Raw genomic sequence first — 14,940 nt, 5'->3', positions numbered from 1 at the left:
GTCCTCAAAAAGGCTTATTGCCCAGGCCCTAGAGCTCGTGAATATCCACCTGGTACCGCTTCGCATTCTTGCGAGCTTGGAAAAATTTTGGCTTGAACCCATAGCTCTCAATTGCGTTGATGTGGTCTTTCACGTCGGATTGACTCATGCGCATGCCAAACACGACTTCCTTCAGAGCACTTTGGTTGAAAACCTTGGGCCCAGAGCCTTCAACCGTCACATTACCCACCAGGAATGTGTATTTTTCTTTGAGTTGCTCTTCGGAGTAGTAGGGTGACTGGCCTGGATTCGACCTAAGCACCTCTAGTTCTTGTTCGTAGTGTTCGTCAGGCGCAAAGCTGCTGGTGTACTCCATTTCGGGTTTAGCGACCGAACGCCACTCGCGCTCATATGCCCAGTCTACCGATTTCTGCAAAAGAGAAATCGCGGCGAGTTCCGCTTCAGTGTGTGAGTAGTATTCAAGCGTGCGATAGCGATTTTGGTAGATGACCTCTTCAGCAGGTGGTAGGCCTGTCTCGTCCCACTCGAATCCTAAGCACATTCCGTGGTGGTTGGATGCGTAGTGAGCCCAGAGCAGGAGAATGTCGCGATTTTCTGCCAACGACACTATCCCGAGTGAGTCGATCATGTCCTGGTAGTATCGGTCGTGATCAATATGGGTGCCGTTCTGCACTTTGTCGTAGATTCGGTCGACGTTAAATTTCGCATGCGTGTAAGTGCTTTGAACGCTGTCCACAAATCCGCCCCTTCCACGGGCTCGCTCGCGCAATATTAACCAGTGCCGGTCAATGGCCTCGGCGTGCGTGGAATTAACCTCGATATTCACTTGCGCGTCGAAGGGATCGTTGAAGGTTGAAGCCTAGGCGTAATACAAGCTAGACGACGAAAAAATTCGGCGTGTGTTGTCGTTATCAGCGCTCCCCATTGCGGATCGATATTTGTACAAAAGCATGCTTTTTCCTTGCGTAAATTTAACCGCGTTCCGGTCATTCAGTCCGTAAGTGCTATGGCTTCTCGCAACAACTGCTCACCTTCATAAGTGAGCCCACCGATGACGATGACCTGACTGCAAAGCAGATCACCACCCAACGACTCCATGTGCGGCAGCTGTTTCTTGATCAAGTCCTTTTTGCAGGCATAGTCGAGTGCCTTGGCCGTCCTCTGAAAGGCTTGCAGCGCTTCTCGGGTGTGATCAGCAGGTGAAAAATCATTTTTCCCCTGTTCGACCTGCCTGAGCATGTCCAGCAGTGTCCGATCCATGACCACATCCTCCCTAATGCTCTGCACCCTTGAGGGCCGTTGCCCGGCGGCGTTGTACCTGAGTCCGATGGCTCAGGCGTTGACCTGCCGATTTACTCAGGTTTGGAGGCAGGCGTCTAGCCGCAGGTGAGGTCGATGAAGTTCTTCTGGAGTTGCAGCGTCAGGGAGTGATCATTGGAGCCGGCGGAATGTGGCACCCAGGGCATGCGGAAGTTGTGGAGTGTTACAACCCTGAAATCGTGGAGCAGTTGCTCAACCCGGGGGAGTTCGTGGAGGTTGATGTTGACGAGCTGATCGCGGAGCTCGAAGCCATGCTCGTGAAGGCCCGATCGAAATAGGCAGTTTAAGGGGCTGCGGCCAGTTGTCCTCAGCAGCACAACTGGCCAGGCTTACCTACGCTAAGTCATCGTGTCGGTGGATCCAGTGGGCAGGGATGAGCCCGTCGTCCTTGCTCTGCCACGCCGCTACGGGCACGGTGTCGGCGACCTGTCCCCAGATGTCCGGGCCCGCATGTTCAAGGACAATGATCTGGATGAAATGGCCTGCACGCCTTAGGCCTTCAGCCAAGACTTCGAAGATTCGGCGAGTGGCAACGACATCCGCTGGCCGGGCTTGATTCACCGCTTCGAAACCTGCATCCAGTGCGTTCAGGCCACCGGTGTTGCTTGGGAAATAGACCTGGCTCGGCTGATCGATCACGATGAAGCTGAAAGGTGGGAGCTTGCGATTCTCGTCCTTCGACAGATATTCATGAATGCCGAGGAACGCCGCGATGTGATACCCCATCCAGTTCGCACCACTGCCGATTTCCCAGAGGTAATCCCGCTGGCCGTGAGAGTCGAAACGCAGCGTGAGCTCTTTCCTGTCGAGATAAATCTGAGCGCCAGGCGTTCCGTTTAAGCCGAACTGATCCGCATAGTCCTCGAACATCGGGGCCAGCTGGGCATCCACCTTCCGCTCTTGCTCAGCCATGTCGGTCAATGACATCTGGAAGTTGTAATGCCGAATCAGGCTTTCCAGCTCGGCCATGCGCTTTGTCAGACCCTCGTCTGCTTCAGAGCCATCCAGTTGTTTGATCAGCCGGCTGATCTCGCCTGCCACATAGTAGATCTGGCCGATGGATTTGCGGGTGCGCTCATCCTCCTGGATCAGGCGAGTCTGCTCTCGCATCAAACGCGACAGCTCACGCTCCTCCTTGGCGCGCTGCCGTTTCAGCGTTGCCAGTTGTTTGTCAACGACGGGGTTGTCCTTGAGCGCGTCCGAAATCCGGGTAACCTTGTTAACCTTCTCTTCTAGGTTCTCGATCACCATAGGCAGGGCGTTTGTGAACGAACCGCAGGCCACGCAGTGCCCACCGTCAGAGACGCTCTGCTTGAGCCAGTCGAGACCTATGACATGGGACTTCTCAGTATCAATTGCCGCGACGAACCGCTTGCTGTTACGCGCCAGGTGGTCGAAGCCATCGATCTGGGCATCAAATTCGTCAACGATACGTTGTTGCTTCCCGACTTCCTCGATGACCACCTTCAGCTTTTCTGAGATATGCAGTCGTTGAGGTTCCAGGAGTGTCTGCTCAAGCCGCCCTTCATGGGTGGCGATGACAACCTTCTTGAGGAGTTCGACTTTCTGCGCTCCCTGGGTGCTTTTGCGCTCAAGCAAGCCCAGCTGAATGCAGCGATCAAACAGTTGGTCGACGTCAGCGTAATGGCTCGCCTTGGCCGCATCGTGGACTGCTAGCTGCTTACGTAGCCGATCCTGCTCGCGCTGCGCCTCATCCCGACGCCGCTCATTCATGATGTAGTTTGCATCCACCATTCCGAGCGCATAGGGCATGGCTCGCGTCAGGCGCTCCTTGTGAGCAAATGAGTCAGTTTTGAAGAACAGGGTGTTGGGGTTTGCTACGATGTGCTGAGGCAGGAAGTTGAACGCCGCCATGTCACGATAGGAGCTGCGGCGATCGAAGCTGGACGGCTCTTCCTCATCGGAGTGGGGGAGATCACTGACCCGAACCATGCCGTCAAAGGCGGCTTTGTACTGCCCCAAGGAGTGGGTACGGTAAACGGAGTCCGGGATCTGTTCATCGTCGACTTCCAGCATGCAAAGCTCGTTGGAGCCTTGGGAGTTTCCTGGAGTGCGTCGCGCGACGATGTAGGTCGTATCGAGAAGGCGGATCTTCATCCCGAACCAGTCGACTGTGTCGCGGATGATGCCGATTGGAATCTGACACTTGGTAGCGCCCAGCACGTAGTCAATGATGTGAACAATTGACGACTTGCCGGTGCCGCTCAGCCCGTAAATGATGTTGATCTTCCCGTCTTGAAACGGAATGATTCGTGGCTCCAAGCCAGGGCAGCGAGGCCAGAGGATGACTGCGTCAATCGTGAATTTCATTTGGAATCCCAAACAAGAGCTTGTACAGGTTTTCTGTCGTGTCGGTGGCAAACCACTTCGCCAGTTTCTCAGTGGTCTGCAGCATGGCCACGGGCATGGTGTTCTTGATGCCTCTTGGCCAACGATCGACCAGGACTTGGAAGCTGCTCTCACTCCCCTTGGAGCCGATCTTTCCAACCAGACGCGAAGAGACGGCGAGATTGAGCCCTTGTAGGGTGGTAGCCGCATGGGCGGACACCCTTCGCTGCAGATCAATTTTCAACACCGGGGTCTCCCTGAGCACTGTACCCAGGGTGGAGCGGCTGGTGCGCTTACTCAACGCGTCGCGTGAGCGCTGATTCCACACCAGCGGCAGCACCAACATCAGTTTCGGTAGATCCGGGGTTTGCCCAAGCCCTGCCTCTTGGTATTCGCCTATAAAGTGCGTCAGGAGAAAGCAGGCCAATGACGAGTTGTGGATCAATTGATGATCCAGATACGCCTCACTCATGACTCATCCTCCGAGCCCGGCGCGTCACGGTGCCAATGGATGGGCGAATGTGTTCCATCGGCGTTGGCCATCCGGTGATAGGTGCCGCTGAACAGGTACTGAGCCGTGGAGTTTATCCGTCCCACCTTCATGGGAAAGGTTTCTGGAAACAAGGTTCTGGTCATCACAGCTCTGTAATCAGCGGTGCCGTAGTCATCCAACGATGTCATGTTGTCCAGCTGGTGGCGGTCGTTGATCGCCTCCCAGCGGTCACTGAGCACACGCTCAGCCAAATCAAAGTCCTTGGCCAGAACTCCACCTGATTCCAGAAGGCGGATGCGCTCAGAGTAGGCGGCACAGTAGAAGCCGAATTGCTTCATCAGAAGATTTTTCGGCATGTTGATTTTGTTGAGCTGCTCCACGAACAGCATGTCCGCGGGGTCGATCTTCTCGGCCCAGTGTGCGAACTCGGTTTTCTCGAAGGGCAGAGGTTCCCAAGGGCCATTCATGAACGCCTCAACGAGCGTTTGGCGCTTGTTGTAGTAAGGCTGAGCGGTCGTCCAGAAAGGATTTCGGGCGACCCAGGTCTCTTGGCAACGGTCGAACAAGAAACCGACCAGACCATGGTAGATGTCTTCAGCATTCGCCACCGCATCCTCGGGGAGGTGAAGGGATGCGATCACACGCTGCTTCATCTGGGCATTGAGTTGGCCGTCCTCAATGGACATGTGCTCGATCAGAAATGCCAAGTCGGCGTCCGAGTAGGCGATGACATCCCGAGCGATCTCGCCAGGCTTGCCTGTCATGCCGCCGGCATGCGTTCGAAGCGCAACGACCGCGTCTGCCACGTCTTGCTTTGAGAGGGCATCAGAAAGCCGCATAGCCAGCGTGCCTTTCTTAAGCACGCGGTTCGTGACGAGGAGAAACTGCAACTCCTCATGCTCTTTCCGAGCAGCCGCTAACCCGTTCAACCAGATGCGGAGTGTCTTCCACAGGTTTTTACTGCTGTCTTGCAGTGGGTTTTTGCGAGGTTGGACAGACAGCTTCGCTTGTTCTGACACACGCCGAGAACCTGTCGCTGTCTGGCTGATCTCTTCAACATCATCAGCCGTTTCAATGCCAAACCTGGTCTGCGCACTGGGTGCCGTGAAGATGCGGTACAGCGCGCGTTCATACTGGTAGCCATACCCCGCTGCGCTGGGGCTAGCATCTGGATCTTTCATCCTTCTATCTCTCAGTCCATACCCGTGTAACGGCGGGGCCGAGCCCCCCATTCCTCTTTCCATGGCGCAACGGGTAGAGGAATGTACCGGCGAAGATGTCATTTGGCCATAACTTTGAGGGCGTTAGTAACGCGGATCTGCTTGGTATGGTGGTTCCTGGTGATCACTTATCCATTCAGCCAGCGCCAGAAACGAGAGGCGGTCTGCATCACGCGTGATGCAACCTGATCTAAACCCCATCTTCGCGCTGTCGGATTCGAATGGCTCCATGCGTACAGGAAAAACCTGGTTCCAGCACGAGCTGGAGGGCAACCCAGGGGGGCGTTCTCATTGAATGAGTACTCCTCGAAACGGTTCGCTTTCATCCTAGAAAGCCCGTACAGCGAGCAGTGCCAATCACGGATTCGAGATGGTCATATGGCTACGATGGCCTTTCGCTCAGTTGATAGCCACTTGGAGGGGGGGCATATGAGCCATCTAAAAGGGTAGCTCTGGGCATCGTAGTGGCCGATATGGCGACGGCCCGCAGGCTTAGGTACGACGTCCTGACCTTGATCGATCAGGGATTGGTATCCGAAGCGCAGTTCGATCACATCCTCGTCTGCGGCCAGTTGCCGGCAAGCCTAGAGGGGCTGGACGAGCAAGCTTTGCAAGTGGCTTTCTCCAACGCATGCTTTGACTTCAAATCCTGTAGGACGATATCGACCATGGAGGCGGGCCTAACTGCAGTTGATTTCTCCACCCGCGTCATCAGGCTTGAGCGCTTGACCGCCAAGACAGTTAAACGAGAGGGGGGAAGCTGCTGGCTCTGGTTCGAGGACAACAGCCACCCGTATGTCAGGAAATTAGTGCAGGCTGGCCGAGTCAAGCCGAACAAGAAGGGGCGCTATCTCGCATCGTTGGATGAACTGGAAAAGGGGCGGGATCTGTGTGAGCGCAAAGAGGCCGTGTCAGCGCTATCCGAGCAGTTGCGTGAGAAATACGGCGTCAGGAGCAGTTATTTCGGTGTGAGGGGGGTCGTATTCTCCCGATGACGATCCAGCTTACGTTGGCAGGATGTGGGGCGGAGGATACTTCATCACGGCAACGATAGATGAAGATGACGAGTGAGCAGGGCGGGGGCTACCAATGCGGTTTCATCTAGCGATGTCGCAGGTCGGGATAGGGGCAGGAGATGGGTATCCACGATGGATATCCGAGACACCTCATCCCTTGCCTAGGAAGCGGCATAGATCGCCTCTTCGAAAAATGGTGTTCATTGGGCCCGGGCGGAATGGGCTGAGCTGGGTGAACAGGAAGTTTCGATCCTCGACCGGGACATCAGCATTCAATGCTGCCCCATGCATCACCTTAATGACAGCACCCTCACTGCTTGCGATACCGTTGTCAACAGTTGCATCAAACTAACTCGTCATCGTCAAGGGCTTCAACAATTTTACCGCCGTATAGCTCCTCGTACAGCGCATAGATGTCGTTTTGTATTTTATCCGCCAATGCTGCTGCTTTAGGGTTGTGACGCAGGCGCGCCAAGTGTTTTAGTTCATATACGCGATCCTGGTTGTCCGAAAGGTCGTTCAGGGTATTGAGGTGCGTGTCTCGTTCTAGGTCTTTAGTAAGCAGTCGGTATTCTTCATGGAAATACGTATACAAAGAGCTGGCTCGGCGATGTCCTGTCTTAAGCTTGACGATGCTGCATATGTCCTCTCGAAGTGCATCGCTGTACTGGATTTTGAATTCTTTGTTTTCTGAAAAACGCTCTAGAAGCAAGCCATGCATTTCCCGTGTAATGAAGCGATGGCGAAACATAGAGAGACAGCATCTGACATTTCCGAAAGCCGCGGATTGGCATAGCCTACTAAACTCTTTGGTTATGCTTTCTTTTCGAATCGGGTTGCCGCGCTCAGCTAGAAGAATACTCGCTGGTCTGATGGATACTATTTTTCGGTTTACCAAAACTTCGAGGTATCGTTCGCGGCTATCTAGGTATCTTTGGAAGTCAATTCCTGCTTTCGCATTGATATTGAATTTCCGAATAGGCGATGGGTACCCTTGTTTTTTCGTAGGTATAGAAATGTAGCGGGTTTTTTGAACGTCGGCATTCAGTTTGAGGGGGATTTCAAGAAGCTCTTCAGGTCGCAGTCCGGTTAGCTTCATCATCCTGATCACGAATAGCCTTCTCTCATAAAGGTAGTCATTAGTGGCGACAAATAACTCTGAATCGGCGATGAGCTTTGTGCGAGACTTCTGGGGTAGATTTTCTATATCATGAGCTATGAAGATGGCATTGAGGAGCTTTTCAATCATGATCTCCGTTATAATGCTCTTGTCGTCCCTGTCAGGTTCTCTAGGTTTAAGATATCGATGATATAGCTCTCTCTGGCCAGTGTGAGGGTTAACTCTATATTCAATCAGAACCTGGCAGGATTCGTCTGTGCCAATTAGCGGGCGGCGCGAGAGAAAGGGGTACCTGACTGCTATCCATGACAAAAAGTGAAGAGTTCGTTGCTGTATTGCTCTAACGTGATTCCCCCCAATGTACTCGGCACTGTGTAGGCTGTTGCTCTTTTTTACTGACTGTAATTTCTCCGAAAATTTATGAAAATGTTCGTCGGTGAAGTCGTGAAAATCGATTTTGCTGTCGAAGCAGTACCGTATAGTATGCGTTAACTGGCTCGCATAAACTTTTGTTGTGTCCTTGGCTGACGTACGAAGCGCTTTTTCTAATAGCCATTGATTGATGAGGTGGCAAGGACGCCCATCCGGCCATCTCATCAGTATTAAGTTCTCTACCGTCTGCGAGCAACCGGCATACTTATGCTCACCCTTCAAAACAACGCTGAGCGGCAAAGCTGCAATCTTATATTCTGTATATAATTCAGTTTTCATCTGCTTTTCCTGAGTCGACAACTCTCAAGATGTTTTTAGGTGGAGTGTGCTGGTTTGAATGCGAAATAATTAATCTAAATTTAGCGGCGGTTATCTCTAGCTTGTTTTCAATGGATTTTTTGATGCTGGCTGGGACTTCGTCTTGGCTTAGTTGCCTCAGAAAGTTGTACAGTTCAAGATAGGCCATGGAGCAAATATGCGCGTCCAGCAAGGTGCGCTCCAGAATTTCCTTAGGAGGTGGAAGCGATTCTTTAGGTGATGGGGTTGGAGCTGGTGCGCACACACGCCTTGCTTGTTCAAGCAGATCTCTGATTGTAGCCCAGCCATTATCATAAATGAGCAAATTGTCGTCAGGATTTAAAGCTGACGCTGCTTGCTTAAACGTGTTATAAGATATTACGCCAAAGCTGTTGTTGATAGACAGCTTGCAAAAATTCCTGAGGTTTGCCAAGGCGGAGGCGTCCTGTCGGGGAAATTTGATCTTGCCAGCAACCACGCCGGCCAACCAGCGTATGCGTTCTTCCACGTTAGTTCTTGTTGAATTTCGCATCTGATTTTTCGCCGTATTTGATTGCAAAATCCATTGTCTCGACTGATCCGTCAAAATCTTCAAGTGTGGCAGAGTAGGTAGTCACAGTATAGTCGCCGCGGGAACGCATGTGAGACAATATCCTTGTCACCTCAACAGGTGGAATTGATAATATGCTAGTGACGTTAAAGGACTTGCAGGCTGCATTGTAGAGCGTAACTAGTCCTTCGTTTTCCTCCTCCCGGAGCAATCCGGCTTCCAAGGCGATTATTTTGTCGTCGATACACTCCGATTCATATCGTACATAGTCCTCGTCAGATATCTCGGGCGCGGTATAGCTGGCAAGATAGCTTTCGTCTTTATGTCCTGCCTGGGATCGCAGAAGCTGATTAAGTTGTTCGCCGCCATGACGGTGAGATACTAGAATAAAAAATTTCCGCATTTCGTGAATTCGGATGTACCACCGGCGTCCGGCTTTATCTAGAGGGATCTCAATCATGTTGCAGAATTGGTCAAGGCAGGCGTTTATACGATCCCGAAGACCTTCCGCCGATTGAGGTGGCCTCAAACCTCTTAGCGGGAAATAAAAAAGAAGATCGCTGTGTTTGCCATCGTCTTGATAGATGTCTTTGAGGTTCGATCCCAATAATTGAAGGAGCTGGATAGCGCGAGCAGTTATACTCGGAATGGCACGTGTAATGTCTGGATTTATACCTAATATCCCTGCCTTCAATTGCTCGTGGGTCAATTCACTTCCGCCATTGGTCGCAACGCCGAAGCAATTGCGAGGAAGGTGCATGATCTCTTGATCCCTCATGGGTTTAAGGAGGCCGATCAATACCACACAAGCGCCTATGAAAGCCTGCAATGACAGGTGGAAGTCTGTTGTTATCGGATTGCAGATGTAACGGACTCTGGTGCTGAAGCGCTTGATATTCAATGCGTCAACTAAAGGTATGCTGCGATCACTCTCGTAGTCATAATATTCCCACGACCCAATAGTATCTTGAAATATATCATTTCTTAATTTCCACGGGTCTGGTCCCGTGTCGGGAATGCGACTAAACGCTTCTGCGTAGTAAATCGTAGCCTGTACGAGGGTGGGGCCAAATTCCAGCACCCATTTGCATGCCATGTTCAGGGCGTGCATGCCAATCGTTAACGGAATTAACCTTGTATGCTCCCCTCGGGATAGGGCGTGATTGAGAAGTAATAGTGCCTCTTTTCGGTGATACTCGATCGCAGGAACGATAGCGGACAAATGAGGTTGGCTTTTGAATAGATCACTGATAGCTGAATGAACTTCAGTGAAAGTTCGCCTACTAGTGCCGTTTTCAGTAGCACTGACTGAGGACAGGGGCTGCGCGCGATGAGATGGGAGACCTCGCTGCACCGATGGTGTCAACAATTCACCTTGGAGATGTGGCTCAAACTGGCGTAAGAAAACGGTGATTTGCTTGTTTCCTGCGGTGCCTGGCAGCCCTACATGCTCATATAAGTAACGCCTGGATATGCTGCCGAGTTTACTGCCATTTATATAGTACAGGTTGTTTTTAGCCAGCCAGTCACATACCCTCTGGATAAATTCTTGATCCAAATTTTGAAGATTTGATAAAGTTTCCTCAAGGGGTTTTGGATAATCGATATTTTTGTAGAAGTGAGCTATAATGCGCTCCTGGCATTTCAGCGCGACTGTCCAGCCGCCTTTAGAAAAATCGTTTAGAAATGCTTTATAGTCATCAAGGTTTACGCGAGAAAATCCATACAGCTCGGGCTGGAAACGCAAGCGATGCATAGCCACCCAACTTGCAAAATTTATCGTCGTGAGCAAATTGGAAGTCCAATGCTTCGAGGTCATATGGCCTTGGGTCGTGACTCCATTCCTGGATAAAATCGCTGACCTTTGAATAGCTTCCAGCAACAAATGGTTTTGATTATCCAAGAGATTCGATCCATCTGCCAAGCCACGATCGAAACTATGGATTAGTGTCTTATCACTATTAGGCACCTGTGATACCCACTCGCTACTTCCTATTTCGCCTTCTTTGAGCCACGGCGTGTGATACAGCGACCTGGTGCCTTTACGTAACTCAAGTTCCGATCTTGCCTGTTGAATGAGGATTTCAGCATGATCATCTGGATGATAGGTCTTTCTGGAACCTCGACCTTTAACCATCTCAGATATCTCCGCGCTGCTCAATTATTGGTAGCTTGTTTCGGAAAAGTGGCTTCAGTGCTTCGGCCCTACGTGTTGCTTCGATGTGCGTACGCTGAAATTGCATTCGGGAGTCGCCGGCTATGTTGGCTAATACAGCATAATCCGCATCACTTAATTTATCATCCTGGATTCGGTCGCATTGGCGCATAAGGTCAACAAGCGAGCGTATTTGCTCATCCGTCATGGCGTAATCGTTCGCTGCTGACGAAACAGTATTCCGAGGCTCAACAATGTCAGCATAAGCATAGAGAAACGCTAATTCCTTTATGCCCAGCGGGATCAGAAGGTCGGTTTCTGTATAGGGCTGTTGGAGAGGTTCAGTTGCATACTTGCCCAACCGCTCGCGAATCATCTCGCTAAATGCATCTCCGCGCTTGAGTTCCCGCAGAATTTTGGTGATAAATTTACGCAGTGCTTCAGCGCTGACAAAGTCACTTGCTTCAGTCTGCCATGGGCTACCTTCGGTCGCTACAATAATCAATTTCTGCTGGATTGAACGCAGTATCCTGTTGCCCCAGTAAATCATCATCCACAGCGGGATGTAGCTTTTTTTGACGACTTGAATAGAATTGTTCAGAAGGTTGGACACCATTTTGATGCTACCGTGACTCAGGAAGCATACAATGGCTTGGGTGGAGCGCATGGTGCTTAAATTAAAGCTTAATTTGTCAATTCCCGCGGATTCAAACTCTCTCTGAAAAAGAGAGTATAACGTGATGCCACTACCGGTGGAAATGATGGATGATGGCCGAGCTATTGAACTCATCTTTTTTCGGCTAGACATCAAAAATAGCTTACGCCAATTCCGTTGTTGGAAGAATTTTTGGCGCAATCTCATCTGCGACGTTGCGTGAACGACATCGTTGACCACCCCAGCACTTAGCGGTGAAAGCACTGAAACCTTTCGTTTCACTGCTCTTGGCTTGCTTACGCTAAAGATCAGCCGCTGATGAAGCGTCTGGGCTCTGAGATAGAGCTTTCCATTTTGAGTGTACAGGTCTGCATTCTCGATTGCATCTGGAGTGAATGACGGGTTTTCAGTGATCAAAATACAACACGCTGTAGCACAGTCCCGCTTTGACAGAAGACCAAGTAGGCGGGATGCTATTTCCGTAGGTTGCCTGTTGCCTGCGGCGACGGGCGGTGCTGAGTCACCGCAAACCTCAAGCAGTTTTTTTACGATCAAGCTTTCGATTTCATCAACTTCTAACAGCTCCTTGAAGAAAGGTAGCTTGATCATCTGGTTGAAGTTGATCATGCTGAGCTCGTAAGTACTGAATGCGTAGTGCTGCACCCCACGAAGAAACCATGCAATCCCGTCCAGAGACGCTGGATGAGCAATATGAAGGCCGTTTACAACAAATTCACCACGACCCAGCCGCTCTTCGAATAATGTGGCGGGTACTTTGGAAATTATGTGTTGCCCGATATCCCAGCAATCACGCATTTTGTTCCAGTAGTCCGTGAGGTGCGTCATGTAGGTATCGACTTGGTTTTGGAGTCGTTTTTTTAGCTTGTCAATGAACTCATCATCATCGAGCTCTAACCCCTCAGCAATCAATTCACTCTTTGGGAGCAAATCCGCCATTGTCAGAGGGATATTAACTTCCTTGCGCTCATGGCCTATCGGTGGGAGTGCGTCCTCGGTACAGCCGTTTCTAACGGTGCCAGAGGGGATATGGACGCCTGAAGGGATCGCTCCTAAGCGAACAAGCTCTTTGTAAATTTTCTCTATGTTTTGCCATCTCATGATACGGGAGCGTTGTTGAACTTTCTCGTTACGGAGCGTAGCAATTAGATGTAGATAAAGGGCATCATCCCAGCCGTAACCGCGATAACTAAATATCCCCTCGTAAGTGTGGAAATTCAGAATATCGCTCATGCTCGCGGCGATTTTAGGGATTGTCTCGCTTGAGAGGCGTGCGCCGACTCGCTCTACAGCTAGGATGATCGCTTTAAGAAAGCGCAGGGGCACGCCAGGGGGGACGTGGGCTGACGTATACCGGTAGCCGCATTCACTGTCGCGGTCAGGCGACTCAAATTGTACCTTACTGGGGCTTATGACCTTGTGTCGGAGCATAGATCACCGCCTTTAGGCAGAGATACATGTAGAATAGTAGACAGCCAGTAGGTGTCAAATGAGAGTTTCTAGAATTTCGGTATCTAATTGAAATTGCTGTTTAAAAAGCTATTCGAGATTTTGGGTGTCTAGAAAACCACATACACTGACCTGTGGCTGAGCCTGGGCACCGGCACTGAACAGCGCTGCCAGCGCGAGCGGGACCATGGATTTCAATAGACGCATATCGACACCTCTTCGAATTATTGGATTTTTCAGGTGATTCTCTGGTGTTCACACGGCCGCTTTCGCGAGCAGGCTCGCTCCCACATTTGAAATTCATACCCCTGTGGGAGCGAGCCTGCTCGCGAAGAGGCCCTTGTGAACTGCGTAATCCTTAGACGCTCAGCATCAGGAACTCACGCTCCCAGGAGCTGATCACCCGTTTGAAGTTCTCGTGCTCGGCGCGTTTGACCGCGACATAGCCCCGTACGAACTTGCTTCCCAGGTAGCGGCTGATGGTGTCGCACTCTTCCATCTGGGTCAGGGCATCCTCGATAGTGATCGGCAGGCGCAGGTTGCGACGCTCATAGGCGCGGCCCTGTACCGCTGCGCTCGGCTCGATGCGCTCGACCATGCCCAGGTAACCGCACAGCAGGCTGGCGGCGATGGCCAGGTACGGGTTGGCATCGGCGCCCGGCAGGCGGTTCTCGACGCGCATGGCGTCCGGGCTGGAGGTCGGCACGCGCAGGCCGACGGTGCGGTTTTCTTCGCCCCATTCGACGTTCACCGGCGCCGAGGTATCGGGCAGGAAGCGGCGGAAGGAGTTGACGTTCGGCGCGAACATCGGCAGCACTTTCGGGATGTACTTCTGCAGGCCACCGATGTGATGCAGGAACAGCTCGCTCATGTTGCCATTGGCGTCGGCGAAGATTGGCTGGCCGGTGGCAATGTCCACCACGCTCTGGTGAAGGTGCATGGCGCTGCCAGGCTCATCGCCGACCGGTTTGGCCATGAAGGTTGCCGCCACGTTGTGCTTGAGCGCCGCTTCACGCATGGTGCGCTTGAACACGGTGATCTGGTCGGCCAGGTCCAGTGCGTTGCCATGACGGAAGTTGATTTCCATCTGCGCCGGGCCGTCTTCGTGGATCAGCGTGTCGAGGTCCAGGCCTTGCAGTTCGCACCAGTCGTAGACGTCTTCGAACAGCGGATCGAATTCGTTGGCCGCATCAATGGAGAACGACTGACGACCGCTTTCGGCGCGTCCCGAACGGCCCATTGGCGCCTTGAGCGGCAGGTCCGGGTCTTCGCAGCGCTGGGTCAGGTAGAACTCCATTTCCGGTGCGACAATCGGGCGCCAGCCTTTGTCGGTGTACAACTGCAGGACTTTCTTCAGCACGTTGCGCGGAGACAGTTCGATCGGGTTGCCGAATTTGTCGAAGGTATCGTGGATCACGATGGCGGTCGGCTCGATGGCCCATGGCACCACGTAGACCGCGTCGGCGTCTGGCTTGCAGACCATGTCGATATCGGCCGGGTCGAGCAGGTCGTAGTAGATGTCGTCGTCGACGAAGTCCCCGGTTACCGTTTGCAACAGCACACTTTCCGGCAGGCGCATGCCTCGCTCATGCAGGAACTTGTTGGTGGGTGCGATTTTGCCGCGTGCAATGCCGGTCAGGTCGCTGACGACGCACTCGACTTCGGTAATCTTGTGATCTTTCAGCCAAGTGAACAGCTGATCGAAAGGGACATTCATAAAGACCTCGTTATTGGTTTTATTAACGCCAGGAGAGGCCGGTTTCATCCGCCGGACACTTCCCCTGTAGCGCGTTGACGTCTATCTTGGGCGAGCCTTGCAGTTCCATCTATCCACTTTAAGCAGCACAAAGCGCACCAAAAGAGTGC

General features: G+C 52.1%; 11 protein-coding genes. 1 reads left to right on the top strand and 10 read right to left on the bottom strand.

All coding sequences use genetic code 11. From position 1 onward, the window contains the following. Window positions 1-28: 28 nt before the first annotated feature. The 5 genes from ACEN8E_RS15195 to ACEN8E_RS15175 form a co-directional block, all read right to left on the bottom strand. Window positions 29-736: a DUF2971 domain-containing protein gene (locus ACEN8E_RS15195; RefSeq protein WP_495588783.1), complete on the bottom strand. Its 708-nt coding sequence runs from the start codon at window positions 734-736 to the stop codon at window positions 29-31. 254 nt (window positions 737-990) lie between these two features. Further along, entirely contained in the window at window positions 991-1,260 is a 270-nt protein-coding gene (locus tag ACEN8E_RS15190; RefSeq protein ID WP_495588782.1) for a hypothetical protein, read from the bottom strand. A 393-nt stretch (window positions 1,261-1,653) separates the two neighbouring features. Next, window positions 1,654-3,651: a DUF3732 domain-containing protein gene (locus tag ACEN8E_RS15185; protein WP_495588781.1), complete on the bottom strand. Its 1,998-nt coding sequence runs from the start codon at window positions 3,649-3,651 to the stop codon at window positions 1,654-1,656. Further along, complete coding sequence (locus tag ACEN8E_RS15180; protein ID WP_495588780.1) at window positions 3,635-4,141, bottom strand: three component ABC system middle component; 507 nt, start codon at window positions 4,139-4,141, stop codon at window positions 3,635-3,637. Before ACEN8E_RS15180 ends, ACEN8E_RS15185 begins: the two co-directional genes overlap by 17 nt. Beyond that, on the bottom strand, window positions 4,138-5,343 hold the full coding sequence (locus tag ACEN8E_RS15175) for an ABC-three component system protein (protein ID WP_495588779.1): 1,206 nt from the start codon (window positions 5,341-5,343) through the stop codon (window positions 4,138-4,140). The genes ACEN8E_RS15180 and ACEN8E_RS15175 overlap by 4 nt, the downstream gene beginning before the upstream one ends. Before the next feature lie 512 nt (window positions 5,344-5,855). Between ACEN8E_RS15175 and ACEN8E_RS15170 the strand changes: the two genes are divergently transcribed. Continuing rightward, on the top strand, window positions 5,856-6,377 hold the full coding sequence (locus ACEN8E_RS15170) for a DUF4427 domain-containing protein (protein ID WP_495588778.1): 522 nt from the start codon (window positions 5,856-5,858) through the stop codon (window positions 6,375-6,377). Between the two features lie 364 nt (window positions 6,378-6,741). On the opposite strand, the gene ACEN8E_RS15165 is transcribed toward ACEN8E_RS15170, so the two are convergent. From ACEN8E_RS15165 to ACEN8E_RS15145, 5 genes are all read right to left on the bottom strand, one after another. Continuing rightward, a complete protein-coding gene (locus tag ACEN8E_RS15165; protein WP_495588777.1) occupies window positions 6,742-8,229 on the bottom strand; it encodes a hypothetical protein in 1,488 nt (495 codons plus the stop codon). After that, entirely contained in the window at window positions 8,219-8,755 is a 537-nt protein-coding gene (locus tag ACEN8E_RS15160) for a hypothetical protein (protein WP_495588776.1), read from the bottom strand. The genes ACEN8E_RS15165 and ACEN8E_RS15160 overlap by 11 nt, the downstream gene beginning before the upstream one ends. A gap of 1 nt (window position 8,756) precedes the next feature. Continuing rightward, window positions 8,757-10,934: a hypothetical protein gene (locus ACEN8E_RS15155; RefSeq protein WP_495588775.1), complete on the bottom strand. Its 2,178-nt coding sequence runs from the start codon at window positions 10,932-10,934 to the stop codon at window positions 8,757-8,759. Window position 10,935: 1 nt separating this feature from the next. Then, window positions 10,936-12,858 carry a hypothetical protein gene (locus tag ACEN8E_RS15150; RefSeq protein WP_495588774.1) on the bottom strand — a complete coding sequence of 641 codons (1,923 nt, stop codon included), beginning with the start codon at window positions 12,856-12,858 and terminating at the stop codon, window positions 10,936-10,938. Window positions 12,859-13,432: 574 nt separating this feature from the next. Beyond that, on the bottom strand, window positions 13,433-14,791 hold the full coding sequence (locus tag ACEN8E_RS15145) for a glutamine synthetase family protein (RefSeq protein ID WP_111287332.1): 1,359 nt from the start codon (window positions 14,789-14,791) through the stop codon (window positions 13,433-13,435). Window positions 14,792-14,940: the final 149 nt, after the last annotated feature.

The organism is Pseudomonas sp. Pseusp9 (assembly GCF_059491265.1).
Note: the sequence above shows the minus strand (reverse complement) of the source record. Positions and strands in the feature narration are given on the sequence as shown.

Coding starts and splice junctions, on each gene's coding strand:
- ACEN8E_RS15190 (WP_495588782.1), bottom strand. CDS start 1,260: ATGGATCGGACACTGCTGGACATGCTCAGGCAGGTCGAACAGGGGAAA.
- ACEN8E_RS15185 (WP_495588781.1), bottom strand. CDS start 3,651: ATGAAATTCACGATTGACGCAGTCATCCTCTGGCCTCGCTGCCCTGGC.
- ACEN8E_RS15180 (WP_495588780.1), bottom strand. CDS start 4,141: ATGAGTGAGGCGTATCTGGATCATCAATTGATCCACAACTCGTCATTG.
- ACEN8E_RS15175 (WP_495588779.1), bottom strand. CDS start 5,343: ATGAAAGATCCAGATGCTAGCCCCAGCGCAGCGGGGTATGGCTACCAG.
- ACEN8E_RS15170 (WP_495588778.1), top strand. CDS start 5,856: ATGGCGACGGCCCGCAGGCTTAGGTACGACGTCCTGACCTTGATCGAT.
- ACEN8E_RS15165 (WP_495588777.1), bottom strand. CDS start 8,229: ATGAAAACTGAATTATATACAGAATATAAGATTGCAGCTTTGCCGCTC.
- ACEN8E_RS15155 (WP_495588775.1), bottom strand. CDS start 10,934: ATGGTTAAAGGTCGAGGTTCCAGAAAGACCTATCATCCAGATGATCAT.
- ACEN8E_RS15150 (WP_495588774.1), bottom strand. CDS start 12,858: ATGAGCGATATTCTGAATTTCCACACTTACGAGGGGATATTTAGTTAT.
- ACEN8E_RS15145 (WP_111287332.1), bottom strand. CDS start 14,791: ATGAATGTCCCTTTCGATCAGCTGTTCACTTGGCTGAAAGATCACAAG.